9 protein-coding genes are annotated in these 20,650 nt (G+C 41.8%); all 9 read left to right on the plus strand.

Translation table 11 applies throughout. From position 1 onward, the window contains the following. The first annotated feature begins 213 nt into the window (after positions 1–213). The gene (locus tag MMU05_RS03310) at positions 214–936 is read left to right on the plus strand and encodes a LytR/AlgR family response regulator transcription factor (protein WP_241140244.1); all 723 of its coding nucleotides are present in this window, start codon (positions 214–216) and stop codon (positions 934–936) included. A 12-nt stretch (positions 937–948) separates the two neighbouring features. Next, on the plus strand, positions 949–2,487 hold the full coding sequence (locus tag MMU05_RS03315) for a histidine kinase (protein ID WP_241140245.1): 1,539 nt from the start codon (positions 949–951) through the stop codon (positions 2,485–2,487). Between the two features lie 152 nt (positions 2,488–2,639). Beyond that, positions 2,640–3,248 carry a hypothetical protein gene (locus MMU05_RS03320; protein ID WP_241140246.1) on the plus strand — a complete coding sequence of 203 codons (609 nt, stop codon included), beginning with the start codon at positions 2,640–2,642 and terminating at the stop codon, positions 3,246–3,248. Between the two features lie 261 nt (positions 3,249–3,509). Beyond that, complete coding sequence (locus MMU05_RS03325; protein ID WP_241140247.1) at positions 3,510–3,659, plus strand: hypothetical protein; 150 nt, start codon at positions 3,510–3,512, stop codon at positions 3,657–3,659. A gap of 34 nt (positions 3,660–3,693) precedes the next feature. Continuing rightward, positions 3,694–4,299, plus strand: a complete 606-nt coding sequence (locus MMU05_RS03330) for a hypothetical protein (RefSeq protein WP_241140248.1) — start codon at positions 3,694–3,696, stop codon at positions 4,297–4,299. Positions 4,300–4,526: 227 nt separating this feature from the next. Further along, positions 4,527–5,195, plus strand: a complete 669-nt coding sequence (locus MMU05_RS03335; RefSeq protein ID WP_241140249.1) for a hypothetical protein — start codon at positions 4,527–4,529, stop codon at positions 5,193–5,195. A gap of 273 nt (positions 5,196–5,468) precedes the next feature. After that, positions 5,469–6,206: a hypothetical protein gene (locus MMU05_RS03340; protein ID WP_241140250.1), complete on the plus strand. Its 738-nt coding sequence runs from the start codon at positions 5,469–5,471 to the stop codon at positions 6,204–6,206. 34 nt (positions 6,207–6,240) lie between these two features. Further along, complete coding sequence (locus MMU05_RS03345; RefSeq protein ID WP_241140251.1) at positions 6,241–6,540, plus strand: hypothetical protein; 300 nt, start codon at positions 6,241–6,243, stop codon at positions 6,538–6,540. Positions 6,541–7,138: 598 nt separating this feature from the next. Next, on the plus strand, positions 7,139–20,425 hold the full coding sequence (locus MMU05_RS03350; RefSeq protein ID WP_241140252.1) for a CARDB domain-containing protein: 13,287 nt from the start codon (positions 7,139–7,141) through the stop codon (positions 20,423–20,425). The last annotated feature ends 225 nt before the right edge of the window (positions 20,426–20,650 follow it).

Genomic DNA, 20,650 nt, shown 5'->3' on the forward strand with positions numbered 1-20,650 from the left:
GCTTAAGGCCATATGTGTCCAATTGTTCATAACAGGCATGTTTTGGCATGCAATCAGTTTGAAATCTGCTGTTTTTGGTATCGCCTGTAGATCACTTAGTATGTCAGAGCAATGGGTTCTGAACAATTAAATGTTTGATTTATCTTGATTTTTATAATTTAGAGATGAAAAAGATACCCATGCACCAAAATCCAGCATCTTTTTTCTATCTGCATGATAAGAGCAATAATAATCGATGACGAGCCCAAATCGATCCAATCTTTGGAATGGGATCTGAATTTTTTTTCCGACAAAATCCATGTGGTGGGAACCTTTTCCAATGCCATCGAGGCTATTAGGAAAATTGAAGGATTGCAGCCTGACGTGGTATTTCTTGACATAGAAATGCCGGAAATAGATGGTTTTCAATTTCTTGAGTATTTCAAGGACAGGGATTTTGAGGTTGTATTTGTGACGGCTTATGCGCAGCATGCCATTCAGGCCATCAAAGAAAGAGCCCTTGACTATTTATTGAAACCCATAGAAAAAGATGAGTTGGCCGATGCTATCCAAAGGATAAGCGAAAACAAGAAAAAAAGGAATTCGGGAGAGGTCTTTAAAAATGAAAAGATAGTCTTTCAGGGGACAAGGTTAAAAATCAATTCTGATGACAAGATGGTTTTTTTGAATCCCGCGGACATTGTTTATTGTGAAAGCGACGGGAGTTATTCGCGAATAATTACAGAAAATGACGGGGTGGTGTATGTTTCTAAAAAACTGAAATACCTTGAAGAAATGTTGCCTTCGGAGCAGTTTTTTCGAATTCATAACAGTTATCTGATCAATCTTCAGAAAGTCAGCGTATTTGAAAAAAACACTTCAAAGGTGGTTTTAGCAACTGGAATTTCCCTTCCTGTTTCAAGATTAAAAAAAGCGGGATTTTTAAACATGTTTTAATCGAAAAAAGATATGAAGGAGGGTGAAGAAGCAGGGTTTTGGATGGCTTTCTTTGAGAACAGCAACTATAACGGGTTGGGTTTGGCAGTGACTGCTATTCTTTTTTATCTATCACTTTACCATTTCTTCTTGTATATCAAAAACAAGGAGAAGTTCTATTTATTCTACAGCGTTTATGCCTTTATCAATGCCTTTAACCTGATCAAAAGGGTAAAAGGGGTATTTATCGAAGATATCTACAATTCTTGGCCGGACCTTTTTATCCATACCAATTTCCCGGTGCAGTTTGCGAGCTATTTGTTGTTTTCCTTTTTTATTCTGGAAATCCTCAATTTCAAAAAGCATTACCCCAAATTCAAAGCATTTTTTACCAAGTATGCCATAGTCATTAGTTTGGTTTTTGGGACTTTGGTAGCGGGACGGTATCTGTGGGATGGATATGACTTGATGCGGGGTTTTTACATCAATATTTTTATGCCCATCACCCTTTTATTTACACTTTTTGGAATATTTCTGGTCATAAGGATTCCTGAAAAAGTCAAATATTTTATTCTCACAGGATTTTTGGTTTTGGCGGTCTTCACGTCCATCTTCGCTTTTTTGACTTTTGGAAAGGATGTCAGTTTCACCAATAAGTATTATTACCTGTATTATATCCCTGTTTTAATCGAAAATTTTCTCTACACTTTCGCCCTTGCCATCAAACAACGGGAGGTGTATAATGAGAAAATCTCCATTCAAAAAGACCTTTTTGACCAATTGGGAGAGAATGAAATCCTGAGGGCACAGCTCAATGAAAAACTTCAGGAGGAACTAAAGCTCAAAGAGAAAAAAATCAATACCCTCGAAGCTGATGCCAAAGAACAACGGATGGCAAAATTAAAGGCTGACTATGAAAAGGAAATCACCCTTCTTCACCTTCAATCACTGAGAAGTCAGATGAATCCGCATTTTATATTCAATGCGCTCAATTCCATCAAGGTCTATCTTATCGAAAATGACAAAGAAAATGCAATCACCTACCTCAATAAATTTGCAAAATTGATCAGGATGGTTCTCGAAAGTTCGAGGGTGTTCAGCATTCAATTGGGAGAGGAACTTGATATTGCCAAGCTATATGTCAGTCTGGAGTCCATAAGGTTTGAAAAAAGCATCAATTTTGAAATCATCATCGGGGAAGATGTAGACCTGAGAAACAGCAAGTTGCCGCCTTTGATTTTGCAGCCTTTTCTGGAAAATGCGATATGGCATGGACTCACGATGAAAAAAGGGGATAAAAACATTGTATTGAAAGTTTTTAAATCAGAAGGCAATCTGGTGATATCTATCCGGGACAATGGTGTAGGAAGAAAGAAATCTGAGGAATTGATGGTCAATAAGATCATCAAAAAACAATCTCTTGGAATCAACCTTACCTCGGAGAGATTGAGGTACTTCAATGAAAGTGAGAATGTAGGATACCATTTTGAAATTTTTGACCATCATGCCCAATCAGGAGGAGAAGGGACAGAGGTGGTTCTTTATCTAGGAAAAGAGGTATTGTCTAATTAAGATTGATAAAAGAACATTTTTTCCAAGACTGACCCGAGACAGTTCTCTCTTTTTGGATTTGTTACAATTTTCTTATTCTCTGATACAATGGAGACATCCCTTCGGATTTGGCTGGTTTATATTTGCCATCATTTTTATTAATCCCAGCCAAAATGATGAATGGAAAAATGAATGTGGCGAAAAGTCATGTCAAGGTACTTCTGTTGCTTTTTGCGATGGTATTTCCGGGCCTTTCTTGTCAAAAAAGCGATTCCTCCCGGCAGAAAGGCAATGAGAAGTCGGGGAAGGCTGAATTGCCGATGCAGGAATTGTCCCTTCAGATCCCCTTAAGCCGGGAAGCTTTTAAAAATTGGCTACCGGACCGTATCGGCGAATTCCATATCCTGAAGACAGTAATAGGATATAAAGATGCTGCAGATATGAGCGCCATTACGGCTACTTACGGCCACCGTTCTGATTCTACAAAACAGATTTTGTTGGAAATTTTAGATGGTGCCGGACCGGTCGCTTCCGTTATTTTGGCAGGCAGTCTCCAAAAATTGGAACAGGATTTTGAAGAAAAAGAGGATAATAATTTTTCCAAAATTCACGAAAGAAATGGACAGCGGGTATGGGAAGTACAAAATCCCGGTAAGGACTTTTCAGGTCTGGAATTTATATACGGTCAGAGGTTTCTGGTATTGATCAAAGGAGACCATATCCGGCATGAGGATCTGTGGTTTTTTGCTGATAACCTTGATCTCGATAATCTCGGAAATTAGGTTCTTTTCTTTGGGTTGTGCCGGTAGAAGATAGAAGATAGAAGATAGAAGATTTTTAAAATTCGGTAAAGTATTTTTTCTGTTTTGGAAAAAGCTGTTTTTGGTTTTAACACACGAAAAAGATTGGGGACTGGGCATAAAAGGCCATAATTCTTTTGATTTTATGGATGATGTTACACACGTAGCATTCTTTGATACATCTCTTTCATCCTTTTTCTGTATTCCTAAGGAGATTTGAGAAACATTTTTAATAAGCTCCCCATGAAAAAAATATTGCTTTTGGTATGCATCATTATGATGATGGGCAATGAGTCGGAAGCACAGTTTTTAAAGGACCTGAAGAAAAAGGTCGAAGAAAGAACAACACCGGCGGCATCATGGAATGCGTGGCCTACGAACCAATGGACTTAAAAGCAAATGTCAGACAATGCTAACCAATAGAAAGATGAAAAAGATATTCAGTTTATTTGTAGTATGCTCAGTTTTTATAGCCTGTGATAAGGACGAACCGAATCCAACCATAAATGACCCTGAGAAATTCGAGGCCGTCTTTTCAGGAGACCTGAAGGGAGAAATGGTTTATGATGAAAGTAAATACGTAGGTTTATCCTCTGCCAATTCGCCCCTTACAGATGATTTTGATGCCTATGTTGCCATTACAGGGGTTCAAATGGATCCTTTGATTACCATTAATTTTTATCCTCCGGACGATCATCCCCGCAGTTCTGATGTGATTTCCATCACTATCAAATCCAAAGATTCCAAGCCCTGGACCTTGGATAAGGAGTACAGGACTCCTTACATCAATCAATTGCTCAACTATCCGGACCATGCGATTGTGAGTTACTGGAACGGTGAAGAAAGGGTTGATTATATATCATTCTACACTTTTGAAAATACCAATACTTCTGTCAAGGTATGGCGTGAAGGAGGTCTTTTGAAAGGAGAAGTCAAGGCACTCAAGCTATACAATTTCAATGGCAACAGGAGACTGAACCTAGAGAGACTGGTCTTTCAGGTAAGGCCTGAAGACGATGATTTGAAGGATTGATCAGCATGATGGACCGGATGTATAATAGGTATCCCTGTTCAAAAATTTGGAGCGACTCAACAAGTCAAACTTTTCCAGATTTTTCCGCTTTGTTACATCAGTAGTATTTTATGATACATTTTTGATATTCAAAAAGAAGCGGATCAAATAAATTAGACAATTAAAACTTTTAAAGTATTACTAATAATCTAATGAAAAATATAAAAACGTTATCAACACTATGTTTTATGTGCGCTTTCTTTTGGGCAAATGCCCAAGAAATCACAGGTACTGTCAAAAATCATGAAAAATCCGAAATGGATCTGGTTTTGATGCTATTTGGGATGGATTATCCAATTTCCATTGGCACTGTGGATAAAAACGGCCAGTTTACCGCTGACCTTGCCGATATTAAAATCGACCAAATACCTGAAGAATTCAAGTCAATGTCTTTAGGACCTCTATATTTCAATTTTCACTTCAATTGTGACGACGCCAAAGATTTTGGAGAAAATGGAGAAAAATTGGCAGCCAGACAGGATTTTGTCAGGATGACAAAAAACGGAGATTGGTCTGGTACTGCATTTTTGGTCTCCGATGAAAAAATAAAGAACTGGATGGAAGACCCTGGTTATATTAATGCCGTCAAAGGATCTTTTTATGAGGTGATGTATGTGGAGGAAGATGTGGCAATCAACATGACCTGTGTCAGCAGTGTGTATGTTGACGAAAACCAACAAGTTGAATCCCATTACAGTTTTGATATCGAATTGAAAAAGGGCTTCAATTGGGTGGAGTACACCATTCATGAAGTGCATGAGACCGACCCTAGCATCAGGGCTTCCTTTCCTTCCAAAGTAACCATCAGCAACCTGAAAGACCCCTCCAAAATGCTTTGGATTGGGAGTTATTTCTGATCCCAATTGTTATTGATCGTGATGAAAATGAAAAGTTATTGATTTTGATTCCAATCGACGTCGATTGAAACAGGGAGTTTTTGACCAAACACTTTTTTAGAACTTAAACACAATTTTTTCCTGCCCCAAAAGGGCAGGTTTTTTTTAGTTACCTCAGTAATACTCTTTGATACAATTTTGATATCCTTCCGATCAGGTGTTGTTTAAGTTTAGATTTCAGTACTGAAATATGAATTCAGTCCTGAGGAGATGACTGGATATATTAACCAAAAGATGATGAAAACTATATATTTGCTAGTATCCCTTTCGATTTTAAACTTACATCATGTGGCTGTTGCCCAAGGGACTTTATCCGGCATTATCTCTGATTATACGGAAGGAAATGGTCTGATTATTTCGTATGATATCGTAACAGGGGATAAACACACTTGGGGCTCAATTGATGACAATGGTATGATTACGGTTCCTTTATCAGCCACTTATTTGGACGAGATCAAGAAAATGGCTGCTAAAGCACAGAAAAAAGCACCTAGGGGATTTACCTTAAAATTACCCACCGTCGAAGATTCTTTTACTTGTAGGTATCCTGATGTCAAATTTGAAAATCCCGGTTGCTTGGTTTCCGGTTTGCCGGACTTAATGCTTACCGACAATAAGAAAAAAGCAGAGAACGGAAGAATTTACGCAGTCAACAACTCCCTCATTGCAAATTGGTTGCATCATGATCAAAAAGGGAATATTGGCTTAGGGTACTATTTGATATTTTACTTTGCCGAGGACAAAGCTTCGGCAATGGGGACCTGCATGGGCACAAATTATACGGGATTAGGGGAGGAGAATTATGATAAGTTCACGCTATATGAACTTGAACTTGAGCCAGGCTGGAACATTGTCCAATACGAAATCGAAGAGGTTTTTGAATCAAAAAACGGAGGTGTTTTTCCAGAGGTCATCAAAGTAACAAAACTAGAAAATTTACCAAATGATCTTATATGGGTGAGGGTGAAGTGATTTTTGCGTTTCAGATGAAGGATTGAGACCTTGGATGGAAGACCCAGGTTATATTAATGCCGTCAAAGGATCTTTTTATGAGGTGATGTATGTGGAGGAAGATGTGGCAATCAACATGACCTGTGTCAGCAGTGTGTATGTTGACGAAAACCAACAAGTTGAATCCCATTACAGTTTTGATATCGAATTGAAAAAGGGCTTCAATTGGGTAGAGTACACCATTCATGAAGTGCATGAGACCGACCCCAGCATCAGGGCTTCCTTTCCTTCCAAAGTAACCATCAGCAACCTCAAAGACCCCTCCAAAATGCTTTGGATTGGGAGTTATTTCTGATCCCAATTATTATTGATTGTGATGAAAATGAAAAGTTATTGATTTTGATTCCAATCGACATCGATTGAAACAGGGAGTTTTTGACCAAACACTTTTTTAGAACTTAAACACGATTTTTTTCCTGCCCCAAAAGGGCAGGTTTTTTTTAGTTACCTCATCAAGATGTTTAAAAAATTTCCTATTGTGTCATTTTGGTGAGGTTTTGATCCTGACTGATAAGTTTGAAGAATATTAAAACAACTTTTGAGAACCCTTCTTTTCATTGAAAATTGCCAATGGATATTTCTTGATCAATGGATCATACTAATTGCAAACCCTTTAATCTTTTTGAAGCACAAGTTTTAATTATTTCGTGTGATAATGTGACAAGGGATTTGTACATCTGCGGCAAAATTGATAATGATGATTTCGTAACAGTTCCGTGGTTAGACACTCACTGGGATGAGTCCAAAAATATTTGATGCCAAAAGCCTGAAATAAACTTTTGAGCTTTTTTTTTAAGGATGTTACATGAGTGATACTCTTTGGTACAACTCTGATATCTTCAATGTCAGGTGTTTTTGATTTTTGCTTTGATAAAAATTAAATCAAAAGTGCCATGGAAAAATTTTACGCCTCTGCTTTGCGATTTTTAAGAAATTCAGGGAATTCAATTCTCTTCCTTTTCCTAGAAAATTCTGAAAATCAGTCTTGTTTTCGGAAAATTTTTGACCATCTCAATTTTTTTGAATCTTTCAAAAAAAGAGTGTGGTATTGTCTCTTTGTTTTTTACCTGGTTTTAATACAATCACCAAGTTTTGCCCAAGCGCCTACGGTACCCTCTTCTAACCTTACCTTTACGAATTTGGATGGGGACCGGTTTATAGCAAGGTTTACCAGAGGCAACGGACAAAATCGGATCATAATTGCCAGTGAGAGTCCTGTTACGGCTGTGCCTGTCAATGGAGCAGATTATTTGGCCGGAAATTTCGGACTGGGAAATGAAATCAGTCCGGGGCAATTTGTGGTTTACAAGGGTACTGCTGATGCTACTTGGCTCTATGGATTTAACCATTCGACGACGTACTATTTAAAAATATTCGAATACAACGGTTCAAATTTCACTACTGAATATTTGACTGATCAATTTTTAGAAGGTTCTATGACCACACTCACGGGCCCGGCGGTGCAGGCTAGTAGTCTAACTTTTACCAATATCACCGGAAACTCGATGACGCTAAATTGGACCAAAGGAAACGGAACGTCGAGGATGATCGTGGCCCGGGTAGATGCTCCGGTGAACGTCGAGCCAGTGGACCTGACCAATTACGGAGCGAGCAGTTCGTTTGGAGGAGGAACTCAGATCAGTCCGGGGAATTATGTGATATACAACGGGACAGGGACGAGCATGAATCTGTCAAATTTGGCTCCAAACAAGACCTATCATTTTTCGATTTTTGAATACAACGGCGGAGATGGGAAGATTTACCTTCGTCCGGGAGCAACGGGGAGCCAATTGACTGCCTCAGCACCAAGCCTTCCCGCGACTAATTTTTCCACCAGAAGCATTGACGGGAATCGGTTTATCTATGAATTTACCCGAGGCAATGGTACCCAAAGGATTGTAATTGCAAAAAAGGGGAGTGCGGTGACAGCTGTTCCGGTGGATGGGGAGACCTACACGGGCAATGATGTTTTTGGCTCGGGAACTCAGATTTTACCCGGTGAATATGTAGTGAGCAACGGGACAGCCAATGCAATGTGGATTTACGGATTGGAGCCGGGGAGTACCTATCATTTTGCGGTCTTCGAATACAATGGGACGGGAACGCAGACTTTTTACCTCAGAGATCCTTATCTGACTGGCACGGGCAGCACGCTTACGGGTCCGACGGTGCAGGCGAGCAATCTGACTTTTACCAATATTACCGGAAACTCGATGACACTAAACTGGACCAAAGGAGATGGTACATCCCGGATGATCGTGGCCCGGGTGGATGATTCTGTGAATGCAGAGCCAGTGGACCTGACCAATTACGGAGCGAGCAGTTCGTTTGGAGGAGGAACTCAGATCAGTCCGGGGAATTATGTGATATACAACGGGACAGGGACGAGCATGAATCTGTCAAATTTGGCTCCAAACAAGACCTATCATTTTTCGATTTTTGAATACAACGGCGGAGATGGGAAGATTTACCTTCGTCCGGGAGCAACGGGGAGCCAACTGACTGCCTCAGCACCAACCCTTCCCGCGACTAATTTTTCCACCAGAAGCATTGACGGCGATCGGTTTATCTATGAGTTTACTCGGGGAAATGGTACGCGCAGGGTAGTGATTGCAAAGAAGGGGAGTCCGGTAACCGCTTTGCCGGCAGATGGATTGAGCTATACGGGAAATGAAGTTTTTGGCTCGGGAACTCAGATTTTACCCGGTGAATATGTGGTGAGCAACGGGACAGCCAATGCGATGTGGCTTTATGGTTTGGAGCCTAAAACCACCTATCATTTTGCGGTGTTCGAATACAACGGAACCGGATCGGAGATTTTTTTTCAGACAGATCAATACCTGTCTGCTGCAGGAAGTACTTTGAGCAGTCCTACTGTCCAATCCAGCAATGCTTTCATCAGTAGCAGAAGTAGTTCTTCGATCAATGTTTCCTGGACCAAAGGTAATGGATCGGATCGTATTCTGATTGGGAGAAAAGACGGTCCAGTCAATGTGTCGCCTGAAGATTTGAGTAATTATACGGTAAGTTCAACGTATGGAACCCGAGAAATCGGAACGGGAAATTATCTCCTTTATCAAGGAAGTGGCACTAATGTTAATATTACCAATCTCGAATCCGGCACGAATTATAACTTTGCCCTTTTTGAATACAATGGAAGTTCGGCAAAGCTCTACCTAAGACCTGGATACGCTTTTGCCTTAGAGACTTTTGGAGAAAGACCTACCGTACAGTCTTCGAATGCTTCTTATTCCAATATTGATTTTGATTCATTCGATGTTGCTTTTGCAAAAGGAAATGGAACCCGTCGACTAGTGCTTGCACGTGCAGGAGCTCCGGTCAATGCAGGTCCTTCAGATTTTGCAAAATATTTAGCGAATTCCAGTTTTGGTCAAGGCGATCAGATCGGATCTGGAAATTTTGTTGTCTATAATGATACTGGAGAAAACTTCCTTTTAGAAGGACTAGAACCAGGGCTTACTTACCATTTGGCATTTTTTGAATACAGTCTTTCTGAGCAAGGTGCACTATACTTGGCACCTGCCTATACGTCTTCACAGAGGACAAATGAGCCGCTAGATTTAGGGATTTCTAGTATTATCAGTCCGCTTTCAGGATGTGATTTAACCCAACTGGAGGAAATCACAGTCGAGGTGACAAACAAGAGCTCAACCCCAGTAAGTGCCTTTAGCCTGGCCTACTCAATCAATGGCGGGACTCCAATCGTAGAGGAGTTGACTGGAGAAAATCTGATCCCTGGAAATGGGACATTGACCTATACGTTCACACAAAAAGCTGATCTCTCAGCGAAACAAGTTTATCAGGTTTCTGTCTCCTTGGCTTTAGCGGGAGATATCGATTCCGCTAATGATGCTCTGACTGTATCGGTAGAAAACTATCCTGAGTTGGTCACTACCATCACGCCAAATTCAACTATTACACAAGGAGAATCCATTCTTCTGGAAGTGACTGGAGGAATTGAGTACCTATGGAATACTGAAGAAACTAATTCCTCGATCACGGTACAGCCTATGGAATCTACAGCGTATTCTGTGGAAATCACGGATGCAAATGGCTGTTCGGTTGTTCGGACTGTTTTTGTAGAGGTGATTCCAAATCCGTGCTTTGGTGTCACCTGCCCTCCAGGATTTGGATGTGTCCAAGGAGGCTGTTTTGACGAATTTTACTCTGTTTCAGGAACGGTCCGCGACTCCGAAACCAACGAGCCTCTTTCCGGTGTGCTGGCATCATCAGTTACTGAGGGAGTCTTGACAGACGAAAATGGTCACTATACCATTACAGTGGGGTATGAAGCTATCATCACCTTTTCCAAAATAGGCTATGTGGATTTTACATCTGATCCGATTCTTGAATCTAGAGCAGATTTGGACATTTTACTGCTTCCTGTACCTGATATCTGTGATGGCGTCACCTGCCCACCGGGATTTGGATGTTATGAGGGAGGCTGTTTTGACGAATTTTACTCTGTTTCAGGTACGGTCCGCGACTTCGAAACCAACGAGCCTCTTTCCGGTGTGCTGGCATCATCAGTTACTGAGGGAGTCTTGACAGACGAAAATGGTCACTATACCATTACAGTGGGGTATGAAGCTATCATCACCTTTTCCAAAATAGGCTATGTGGATTTTACATCTGATCCGATTCTTGAATCTAGAGCAGATTTGGACATTTTACTGCTTCCTGTACCTGATATCTGTGATGGCGTCACCTGCCCACCGGGATTTGGATGTTATGAGGGAGGCTGTTTTGACGAATTTTACTCTGTTTCAGGTACGGTCCGCGACTTCGAAACCAACGAGCCTCTTTCCGGTGTGCTGGCATCATCAGTTACTGAGGGAGTCTTGACAGACGAAAATGGTCACTATACCATTACAGTGGGGTATGAAGCTATTATCACCTTTTCCAAAATAGGCTATGAGGATTTCACTTCTGATCCGATTCCAGGACAGACAAGTGATTTGGATGTACTGCTTCAGCCGTCTATAGATCTCTGTGAAGGAGTCACTTGTGCTATAGGTGAAGCTTGTTTTCAAGGAACATGCTTTCCGACTTCATTTGAAGTGAATGGCACGGTGGTTGGTTCAGGGCTTGGTGATAAGCTTTCCGGCGTTGCAATCAAATCGCAACAAACCGGGGCTTCTTTAGGGACGACAAATGGACAAGGGGAATTCCAAGTAGATGTGATGTCGGGAGACCGAATGATTTTCGAAAAGGGCGGATACGAAACAGTTCAGTCCGAGGTTATCATTGATTCCCAAACAGGATTACAGATTTTTATGGTGGATATTGCCTGCAAAGATTTGACCTGCCCACCAGGATTTGGATGTTATCAAGGAGGCTGTTTTGAATTTTTTTATCCAGTATCAGGCACAGTTCGCGATTCAGAAACCAACGAGCCTCTTTCCGGTGTGCTGGCATCATCAGTTACTGAGGGAGTCTTGACAGACGAAAATGGTCACTATACCATTGGCATAGGCTATGAAGATGTCATTACCTTTTCTAAAATAGGCTATGTGGATTTCACATCTGATCCGATTCTTGAATCTAGAGCAGATTTGGACATTTTACTGCTTCCTGTCCTTGATTTATGTGAGTTCGTCACCTGCCCACCAGGATTTGGATGTGTCCAAGGAGGCTGTTTTGACGAATTTTACTCTGTTTCAGGTACGGTCCGCGACTCCGAAACCAACGAGCCTCTTTCCGGTGTGCTGGCATCATCTGGTACCTCACTCGGGCTTGAGGAGGTCTTGACAGACGCAAATGGTAACTATACTATTACAGTGGGGTATGAAGCTATCATCACCTTTTCCAAAATAGGTTATGAGAATTTCAATTCTGATCCGATTCTAGGACAGACAAGTGGTTTGGATGTGCTGCTTCAACCGAAAATAGACCTCTGTGAGGGAGTCACGTGTCAGCCTGGCGAAGTTTGTTACCTTGGAAATTGCTTTGAGTTTAGTGAGGTATTCACTGTATCTGGTATCGTCACTATTAGTTCCACTGAAAGTCCTCTTAGATATGTGAAAGTTTCTTCGGTACCTGAGGGATCAGGAGACAATGTTGTATATACTGATTCAAATGGGTTTTATACGATCTCCGTTCTTGATGGAGAACAAATAAAATTTGAAAGAGAATTTTTTGATTCATTTACTTCTCAGCCAATAGTTCAAAGTTCAAGTGATTTTAACGTTACGCTTACTCGCAATTGTGATGGAACTTATTGCGCTATTGGGAGATCCTGCTTCCAGGGTGAATGTTACCTCAATTGCAGCTTGGATCAAGATTGTCCTCCGGGCACTAAGTGCTCAAATGGCCTATGTATGCCATTTGAGGAAGTTCTGGTTACTGGAGTTGTCAGGGATATTGACTCAAATCTGCCATTGGCAAATGTTAGAGTGAGAAGTTATTTTACTTTAGAACTAATATTATCAGATGAAAATGGCAACTTCCAATTTACCGTCTTAGAAGGGGATAAATTAGGTTTTGATTTAACTGACTACGATAGTTATCTCAGTCCTGAGATAAGTATTGGCCAGGCGCCATTAGAAGTCTTTTTGCAGTTTAACCCCCAAGATCCTTGTAAGGATGTTTATTGTGCCTTAGGTACCAGTTGTGTAGCAGGAGAGTGCAAAACAAACTGTTCTCAAGATTTGGATTGTCCTCCGGGTACCATTTGTATGGGAAATCGAGTCTGCCTGGCATATGATGAATTTTGTCTGCTCAGTGATTGTCCTGAAGGTAGCATCTGTCAGGGAGGCCGGTGTATTGCACCTGATGATCCTTGCTTTGATACCAACTGTCTTCCCGGTTCTTTATGCTTGGAAGGATTTTGTATAGTAGCTAATGATCCCTACTATACCGTGTCAGGACAAGTGACAGATGCCAGGACCGGTTTGCCACTTTCTGGAGTAGAAGTGAATAAGGGAGTTGGAATTTACCCGATTTCCTACACCGATCTAAATGGATTTTATTCTGTCAAAATCCCATTCGGATATGTGCTTGAATTTTCCAGATGGGATTATACTGAGTTCGCCAGTCCCCCGGTGGCATTCTCAAGAAGTCAGTACAACGTGCAGTTGCACAAAAATTGGTGCTTACTCAATGAATGTCAGCCAGGACAGGTCTGTATTGACGGTAGATGTCAAACCATCTTTTACACTGTCTCCGGTACAGTCAGAGATGAACTGACCAATCTACCGATCTCTGGTGCGTTTGTGAAAACTCCCGGTGCCGAGACTCAGACAGATGAAGCTGGCTCTTATACGATTGAGGTGATTATGGGCAATGCCATTTTCTTTGAAAAGGATGGCTATGCTTCGCTCCAGTCTCCAAATGTGTCTGCTGATAATCCAGGGTATGATGTGCTTCTCGGGCCGGATCAGTGTGAGGGTATCACTTGTGAATCTGGATTTACTTGTAAAAATGGAGATTGTGTGCCTGATCCATGTGCCGGAATAGTCTGTCAGCCAGGTGAATTCTGTTTTAATGGAACCTGTTTCCCAGTCCCTGATTTGACCATCTTAGGTACAGTAAAAGATATCAATACAGGAGCACCAATACCAGCCTCTGCAGTAGTCAATGGATTGCCGACTTTGGTAGATTACAATGGGTACTTCATTGTTACCGTGCCTTATGGAGAGCAAATACTGTTTATAGCTGAAGGGTATGAATGGGAGTATTCGCCATTGGTGACGGAAGATTTTGAGGTGTTGGAAATATTTATGACCCCAGTTGGTGGTTGTGAGGACGTTGTATGCCCGGATGGCAAGATCTGTGACAATGGTGTTTGTACTGATCCTTGTGAAATTATTAATTGTCCTCCGGGTACAAGCTGTTATGCTGGCCAATGCCTACCGGTGGTTTGTGAAAGTAGCTTTACAACACTACAGGTTACGCCTGATCTCGGTACAAGTGAAACCGAATTTACCTTCACTATCTCCTATGTTGATTCTAACAATTTGCAACTAAACCTTGGATTCCCTAGGCTTGAACTGGATTCAAACGGTAACGGGGTACTGACGGATGCAGGCGATTTGAGCTTTGCAATGGAAGAGGTAGATCCAAGTGATTTGAATATGACTGATGGCAAATTGTATCAGGTACGAGTCAGCGGTTTGAAGGAAACAAGTGATTGGAAAGCAAGAGTGGTCGCTGTCAACAACTTTGGATGTATTACCGAATCACCATTTATCAATCAGCCTGTAATCCAAACAAGTAATCTGGACTTGGCCATTTTTGCAAACAATATCAGCTTTACTAAAGAAAATCCGAACACTGATGAAGCGATCACCATTTTCGCCCGGGTCAGAAATATTTCTGATTTCCCAGCCGAAAACTTTGTGGTCTCTGCCTATGATGGTGATGTACGGATTTTTACCACTACTATCGATAATCTATCACCAAGATCGCATAACGATCTTTCCTGGCAATATAGTTTTGGAGAAGCCGGTTTCTATCCGATCAAAGTGGTAATCGATGAAACGGATGTCGTGGAGGAAATCAATGAGCTCAACAATTTTGCAATCCGTCCTGTCATTGTCGGTAATTATGTCCTTCCAGGTGGTATTGAAGCCACGGCAAGTCCAAATTCAGCGACTGTCTATGTGAATTCTTTTGTGACCATTTCCGGAAAAGCATCCTATTTCGGAATTGATGAAGGAGTGGATCCGGATGTGGCAGGAGCGAATGTTTCGATGTCTTACGAACAAGGTTCCTTCCAAGCTACCACGGGTTCCAATGGTTCTTTCAGCCGATCAGTGAAAATGCCATCAGTACCTGGAATTTACACCTTCACCGGAAGTGTCACAGATTATACCTTAACCGGTGAAATACCGTCCTTCCAGGTAGAAGTAATACCGTATCCTGAGCGGCCAGATTTGGTGGCTTCCATCGTTTTGGATCAAACTGAAGTGCTAGCTGGAGAAACAGTAACAGGTACTGCCACGGTTTCCAATTTCGGAGATTTGACTGCGAATAATTTCATGTTCCGCTATTCTTCCTGTGAAGGAGTTTTGGCAGAAGTCCTGATAACAGCCTTAGCACCAGGGGAAAGTAGAAGCTTTAATTTCTCTACTACCCTCAGTCAGGTTGGAAGCTGCTTCAATCCAAACAACTGTACGTTCACGGCCAGCGCTGATGTCAATAATGAAGTAGTCGAACAGACCAAAACCAACAACTCTGCGAGTAGAAGACTTACTGTACTTCCAACTTTGCCTGATCTCACGCCATCTCAAAGTTCTGTAGCAACAAGCTCAAGAATGGAAACTCCATTCCAGTTTACCGTTCGCGTAGATAATATTGGAGGAGTATCTACTACCGGTTCATTTGTGGTCAATGTCTATGTAGATGATGTTTTGAAAGATTCCAGAACCTTCGAAGACCTCGGAAAGTGCAGTCATGTTAGCTATCCTATTACTCTGGAATTTGAAACTCAAGCGGATCATGTGATCAAGATCAAAGTAGACGAACCTCTTGGCAGCGGTAGTATCACTGAGTATCGTGAAGACAATAATGAATTCACCAGCATGGTTCGATACAGTCCGCCTCCTGTTTTGAGACCCAATCTTGCAATAGGGATCGCGGATTTGTCGGTAAGTCCTGTTCTTCCGGGTATCGGTCAAAACTTCCTGATCAAAGCCAAGGTCAGAAATAATGGCAGCGCTCCGGTTTCTGAACCTTTCGAAGTCAGATTTACTGTGACTGAAGGAACAGAAACAAGGGTAATTCCAGTCCTTGTTTCTGACCAAATACTAAATGGCGGAGAAAAACTGGTTGAAATCGAAACTTTATTAGGAAGCAATGGTAATCACTCGGTTTTGGTGGAATTGGATTCTGAGGATGTGATTGACGAGAGTTCGGAATTTGACAATAAAGCCGGAATGCCGCTCTGTGTGGACTTTTTGGCTGTCCAATCTGGATCTGTTTGGAATGGTGGCTTCTTTGTCAACACCTCACAAAGTCTTACCGGAAGAGTCAGGAATCTCGGCTTGTTTACAGCCACTGATGTAACAGTTACCTTCCTGTTGGATGGGGTGGAAATCGGTTCGCAAGTCATAGCGGTCCTTCCGCCAAGTTACAACACCTCGGGAGTGGGAGTTTCAATTCCATATACATTCAGGGAAGTAGGGACTTTCAATCTTCAGATGGTGGTAGATCGGGGAGATAATTATCAAGAGTGTAACGAGTCTAATAACTCGGTTTCGAGAGATATTCTGGTTCGTGGCCCTCAGCCTGACCTAAGGATTTTGTCCGAATACATTTCACCGACCAATCTTAATCCTGATTTAGATGAGGAAGTCAATCTTTTTGTGTCTTTTGAAAATATAGGAGCAGCAGCGGCACTTCCTTTCAAAGTTAGGGTTACGGTAGATGATCAGCCACTCGGAATAGATATTCCGGTTAATGGTTTGAATGCCGGTCAATTGACCACCGTCCCCGTTGGAGTTCCTTACAGTAGCGCTTCTGCCGGGGTGAAAGTGGTAAGAGGCTTTATCGATGTCGAACAAGAGGCTGATGATGTCAACTATGGTAATAATGAGGCGAGCAGGGCAATTGTGGTAGGAGAAGCACCAAACTTATTCTTTACAGGAATCAGCCTAAGTACCTCTTGCCCGCAAGAAGGCGAAGAAGTTGAAATAAAGGTAGATATCGAAAATGAAGGAGATTTGGCTTCCAACGCCGAAGTTCACTTCTATTACATAACCGAATCAGATACCATACCGATTGATTTTGTTAATGTTTCAATTGATTTGCAAAGTGCGATTTCAACATCCATCAATTGGACGGTGATCAATCCTGAGTATAGCGTTTATGTGGAAATCAAGAACTCAGATCCGGTTGAATTTGATGATTTGGATAACTGGATTTGGGCTGAATTTAAAGATATCGTGCCACCAATTGTTCATGCCCAAAACATCACAGTTTATCTTGATGAAAATGGTTTTGCGGAAATTTCACCCGAATTGGCAGATAATGGATCTTTTGATCAATGCGGAATTGCAGGAATGACTTTGAGTCAGACAAATTTTGGTTGCGCCGAAACCGGAGATCAGGCTGTATTATTTACAGTAAAAGATTTCTCAGGCAATGAATCCTCCAAAGAGATAATCGTCACTGTAGTGGATAATATATCTCCTGAAATAGTTGGAATGCCTACAAATTTGGTTGTCGCAAATGATCCCAAAGCCTGTGGTGCTATTGTTGCCTGGAATGCACCTGAATCAATAGATAACTGCCTCGGGCACAGTATAGAACAAACCGCCGGACCTGTTAGCGGTTCACTCTTCCCAATTGGTGCCACTTCAGTCACCTATACTGCAAGAGATGCCAATGGCAATGTATCAGAAGAAAGTTTCAATATAACAGTAGAAGACCGGGAAGGGCCAATTTTGATTGTTCCAATGGACCTCATGATCGGAACTGATCTTGGAAGCTGCGAAGCAACTGACGTTGTTTTGGGAGAAGCTACTGCTACGGACAATTGCGGATTAGTTTCTCTAAGTAACAATGCACCGGAAACTTTCCTAATAGGAGAAACTCAGGTTAAATGGACAGCTACAGATGCAGCAGGAAATTCGGTAGAAATAATACAGAACATAACTGTTTTTGATAATGAAATGCCAATTATCACAGCCCCGGAGAATGTGTTTATAAACCTGAGTGCTGGAGAAACGGAAGCTTTGGACGTCGTCCTAGGAATTGCAATAACAAGTGATAATTGCTCTGAGGTTGTTGTAGGCAATAATGCTCCAAATATATTTCCATTGGGTGAGACTACTGTTACTTGGACTGCTGAAGATGCTGCCGGGAATACCAATTCGGCTCTCCAAAAAGTGACTGTGAGGGCAGCAGGTTTGCCAACCATCTTGGCTCCGATAGACATAACATTAAGTTCATTGATGGGTTCTTGTGAAGCGGTTATCGCGGACTTGGGTACGCCGGAAATCACCGGAGAAGTGGACCTAGCTGATGTAACAAATGATGCGCCTGAGGTATTCCCTGTCGGGAAGACAATAGTTTCTTGGACTGTCAAAGATAATTATGGTAACGTGGCTACTTCATCTCAAATTGTGACTGTCCTTGATATTGAAGCCCCAGACCTCACTATTCCGAGTGATCTCACTGTCCAAGCAGATCTTGGAAGTTGTGAAGCAAGCAATGTAGAATTGGGAGAAGCAAATGCCACGGATAATTGTGGAGGAGTTTCTGTCAACAATAATGCACCTGCCATCTTCCCATTAGGAAAAACGGAAGTACTATGGACTGCAATGGATGAAGCCGGAAACACAACTCAATTAAAGCAGGTGGTGACAGTTGAAGACAAAGAGAATCCTATACTGATCATTGTACCCTCAGATCTTATTATCAATACGGATATCGGAAGCTGTGAAGCAAGTAATGTAGAATTGGGAGAAGCTAGTGCATCGTATAATTGTGGTGAAGTTCTTTTCAGTAACAATGCACCTTTGGCCTTCCCAATCGGGGAGACTCAGGTTATCTGGACTGCAACTGATTTGGAAGGAAATATGAGGGTGACCGCTACACAAATTGTAACCGTAACCGACAACCAAAAACCGGTGATTACTCCTGTCAGCGCTATAACCCAGTCCGTCGACGTGGGGGGATCGACAGCGATTATCGCCATCGTAGCTCCTGTGGTAACGGACAATTGTGACAATCTGATTCAGGCCAATGGCTCGAGGAGTGATGGCGCACTTCTCAGCGCGCCATTTCCGGTCGGATTGACTATTGTTACATGGAGAGCTTCTGATGCTTCGGGAAATCAAGCTGATGAAGTAATTCAAAATGTTACAGTAACACAAAGTGCGCCACCATTGAGTATCACGAGCCTGACCCTTATCAATTCAGATACCAATGGCGATCTATTTACCCTGACTGACGGTTTGCAGATCGATCAAACCCAAGTCCAAGGGATAAAACTCAATGTCAGGGCAAATACCGCCCCATCTGTGGTAGGAAGTGTGTACATATCACTATCAGGTCCAGTAAATGCCTCTATCACTGAAAATGTGGCACCTTACGCCTTGTTCGGAGATACTAGGGGCAATTATAAAGGAAGGACTTTGCCTTCCGGTAATTACACTCTGACAGCAACGGCATATTCTGAATCCGGAAGAAGAGGTACAGCAGGAGAGACCCAGTCATTACAGTTCTCAATAGTACCTACCCCTGTTTCTGTGACAGGAATAACTGTAACGCCATCCAATTCCATTTTGATGGTTGGGGGCACACTTCAAGTTTCAGCTACGGTTTCACCTACAAGTGCAACCAACAAAACAGTACTTTGGTCTTCTTCCGACCAAAGTGTTGCAATTGTAAACGCTAATGGATTGGTCACGGCAATAGCAAAAGGTGATGCTACCATCACCACCACCACCCAAGATGGTAATTTCTCTGCTACGACTTTGGTGACCGTTATCGAAAGTGCTCCGCCGTTGAGTATCACGAGCCTGACCCTTATCAATTCAGATACTAATGGAGATCTGTTTACTCTGACTGAGGGTTTGCAAATCGAGCAAGCCCAGATCCAAGGACTAAAACTCAATGTCAGGGCAAATACCGCCCCATCTGTGGTAGGAAGTGTGTACATATCACTATCAGGTCCAGTAAATGCCTCTATCACTGAAAATGTGGCACCTTACGCCTTGTTCGGAGATACTAGGGGCAATTATAAAGGAAGGACTTTGCCTTCCGGTAATTACACTCTGACAGCAACGGCATATTCTGAATCCGGAAGAAGAGGCACTATGGGGACAACCAAAACCGTTAATTTCTCTATCACCAGCTCTGCATTCAGGATCGATGGAAACCAAACAGAAAATGGCGAATCCGATGACTCAAATGAAAATGCTTCGGTGATAGAAAAAGATTCTATTCAAAGGGATATTCCACATGTTACCACGATGTATCCAAATCCTGTAATAGATCATATTAGTCTTGAGTTTTCGGTATTGGAAAACGAGTCTATCGAGATCAGGATCTTCGATATGAAGGGAATCCTTTTGTTAAATCAAGAGTACGAATCTGAAAATGGATCCTTGGTTTTGGATATTTCAAAATTGAGGTTGAAACCGGGAACCCATGTCCTTTTGGTCAATACAAACGGTAACCAACAAGTATTTAAGTTCCTGAAAAAGTAGACTTAGCAATTGACTCACTAATACCGGCCTCCAAATTCTTTTTTGATTTTGGAGGCTTTTTTTGCCTCATTTTGGACTTAATGTGTAGATTTTATTCATTTGTAGCCGATGAACTTGGAGCCAAATTAAAATGAATCCAACTAGAGATTTTCGGGAATTTAATTGATTAATGAGGTTTTAAAGACTCTAGGTTGAAATTTTGTCTACGAGAAAAAATACCTGAAA

This window comes from Cognataquiflexum rubidum (genome assembly GCF_022538115.1).
Lineage (GTDB): Bacteria > Bacteroidota > Bacteroidia > Cytophagales > Cyclobacteriaceae > Cognataquiflexum > Cognataquiflexum rubidum.

Excerpts from the sequence above, each read along its gene's own strand:
- MMU05_RS03310 (WP_241140244.1), top strand. The coding sequence starts at position 214 with ATGATAAGAGCAATAATAATCGATGACGAGCCCAAATCGATCCAATCT.
- MMU05_RS03315 (WP_241140245.1), top strand. The coding sequence starts at position 949 with ATGAAGGAGGGTGAAGAAGCAGGGTTTTGGATGGCTTTCTTTGAGAAC.
- MMU05_RS03320 (WP_241140246.1), top strand. The coding sequence starts at position 2,640 with ATGATGAATGGAAAAATGAATGTGGCGAAAAGTCATGTCAAGGTACTT.
- MMU05_RS03325 (WP_241140247.1), top strand. The coding sequence starts at position 3,510 with ATGAAAAAAATATTGCTTTTGGTATGCATCATTATGATGATGGGCAAT.
- MMU05_RS03330 (WP_241140248.1), top strand. The coding sequence starts at position 3,694 with ATGAAAAAGATATTCAGTTTATTTGTAGTATGCTCAGTTTTTATAGCC.
- MMU05_RS03335 (WP_241140249.1), top strand. The coding sequence starts at position 4,527 with ATGTGCGCTTTCTTTTGGGCAAATGCCCAAGAAATCACAGGTACTGTC.
- MMU05_RS03340 (WP_241140250.1), top strand. The coding sequence starts at position 5,469 with ATGATGAAAACTATATATTTGCTAGTATCCCTTTCGATTTTAAACTTA.
- MMU05_RS03345 (WP_241140251.1), top strand. The coding sequence starts at position 6,241 with ATGGAAGACCCAGGTTATATTAATGCCGTCAAAGGATCTTTTTATGAG.
- MMU05_RS03350 (WP_241140252.1), top strand. The coding sequence starts at position 7,139 with ATGGAAAAATTTTACGCCTCTGCTTTGCGATTTTTAAGAAATTCAGGG.